This window comes from Streptomyces albicerus, assembly GCF_008905045.1.
In the GTDB taxonomy this organism is placed as follows: domain Bacteria; phylum Actinomycetota; class Actinomycetes; order Streptomycetales; family Streptomycetaceae; genus Streptomyces; species Streptomyces albicerus.
In genome coordinates this window covers 1-2,368 of sequence record NZ_VWMY01000182.1, presented here as the reverse complement: position 1 = coordinate 2,368, position 2,368 = coordinate 1, and the positions used below count along the sequence as shown (strand labels likewise).

The following is a 2,368-nucleotide window of genomic DNA, read 5'->3' as shown; positions in this document are numbered from 1 at the left end:
GGGGGGTGGGAGTCCTCATCTCGAAGCAGGCTTCCCGCTTAGATGCTTTCAGCGGTTATCCCTCCCGAACGTAGCCAACCAGCCATGCCCTTGGCAGGACAACTGGCACACCAGAGGTTCGTCCGTCCCGGTCCTCTCGTACTAGGGACAGCCCTTCTCAAGACTCCTACGCGCACAGCGGATAGGGACCGAACTGTCTCACGACGTTCTAAACCCAGCTCGCGTACCGCTTTAATGGGCGAACAGCCCAACCCTTGGGACCGACTCCAGCCCCAGGATGCGACGAGCCGACATCGAGGTGCCAAACCATCCCGTCGATATGGACTCTTGGGGAAGATCAGCCTGTTATCCCCGGGGTACCTTTTATCCGTTGAGCGACGGCGCTTCCACAAGCCACCGCCGGATCACTAGTCCCGACTTTCGTCCCTGCTCGACCCGTCGGTCTCACAGTCAAGCTCCCTTGTGCACTTACACTCAACACCTGATTGCCAACCAGGCTGAGGGAACCTTTGGGCGCCTCCGTTACTCTTTGGGAGGCAACCGCCCCAGTTAAACTACCCATCAGACACTGTCCCTGATCCGGATCACGGACCCAGGTTAGACATCCAGCACGACCAGACTGGTATTTCAACGACGACTCCCCCCGCACTGGCGTGCGGAGTTCACAGTCTCCCAGCTATCCTACACAAGCCGAACCGAACACCAATATCAAACTGTAGTAAAGGTCCCGGGGTCTTTCCGTCCTGCTGCGCGAAACGAGCATCTTTACTCGTAGTGCAATTTCACCGGGCCTATGGTTGAGACAGTCGAGAAGTCGTTACGCCATTCGTGCAGGTCGGAACTTACCCGACAAGGAATTTCGCTACCTTAGGATGGTTATAGTTACCACCGCCGTTTACTGGCGCTTAAGTTCTCAGCCTCGCACACCCGAAGGCGCACTAACCGGTCCCCTTAACGTTCCAGCACCGGGCAGGCGTCAGTCCGTATACCTCGCCTTACGGCTTCGCACGGACCTGTGTTTTTAGTAAACAGTCGCTTCTCGCTGGTCTCTGCGGCCACCCCCAGCTCACGGTGTAAAACCGGTCACCGGTGATGGCCCCCCTTCTCCCGAAGTTACGGGGGCATTTTGCCGAGTTCCTTAACCATAGTTCACCCGAACGCCTCGGTATTCTCTACCTGACCACCTGAGTCGGTTTAGGGTACGGGCCGCCATGAAACTCGCTAGAGGCTTTTCTCGACAGCATAGGATCATCCACTTCACCACAATCGGCTCGGCATCAGGTCTCACCCACATGCCATCCGGATTTACCTGGATGACGGGCTACACCCTTACCCCGGGACAACCACCGCCCGGGCTGGACTACCTTCCTGCGTCACCCCATCACTCACCTACTACAAGATCGGGTCACCGGCTCCACCACTTTCCTTTCCCCGAAGGGTCCGGAACGGCTTCACGGGCTTAGCATCCCCTGATTCAATGTTTGACGCTTCACAGCGGGTACCGGAATATCAACCGGTTATCCATCGACTACGCCTGTCGGCCTCGCCTTAGGTCCCGACTTACCCTGGGCAGATCAGCTTGACCCAGGAACCCTTAGTCAATCGGCGCACACGTTTCTCACGTGTGTATCGCTACTCATGCCTGCATTCTCACTCGTGAACCGTCCACCACTCGCTTACGCGGCGGCTTCACCCGGCACACGACGCTCCCCTACCCATCCCAGCCGCCGTTGGGCGTATATGCTGGAATGACACGACTTCGGCGGTACGCTTGAGCCCCGCTACATTGTCGGCGCGGAATCACTAGACCAGTGAGCTATTACGCACTCTTTCAAGGGTGGCTGCTTCTAAGCCAACCTCCTGGTTGTCTGTGCGACTCCACATCCTTTCCCACTTAGCGTACGCTTGGGGGCCTTAGTCGATGCTCTGGGCTGTTTCCCTCTCGACCATGGAGCTTATCCCCCACAGTCTCACTGCCGCGCTCTCACTTACCGGCATTCGGAGTTTGGCTAAGGTCAGTAACCCGGTAGGGCCCATCGCCTATCCAGTGCTCTACCTCCGGCAAGAAACACACGACGCTGCACCTAAATGCATTTCGGGGAGAACCAGCTATCACGGAGTTTGATTGGCCTTTCACCCCTAACCACAGGTCATCCCCCAGGTTTTCAACCCTGGTGGGTTCGGTCCTCCACGACCTCTTACAGCCGCTTCAACCTGCCCATGGCTAGATCACTCCGCTTCGGGTCTTGAGCGCGCTACTAAATCGCCCTGTTCGGACTCGCTTTCGCTACGGCTTCCCCACACGGGTTAACCTCGCAACACACCGCAAACTCGCAGGCTCATTCTTCAAAAGGCACGCAGTCACGAC

General features: G+C 57.4%; 1 rRNA gene. It reads right to left on the bottom strand.

What is annotated here, in order from left to right:
* Positions 1-2,368, bottom strand: a 23S ribosomal RNA gene (locus tag GAS53_RS54700); the annotation flags it as partial.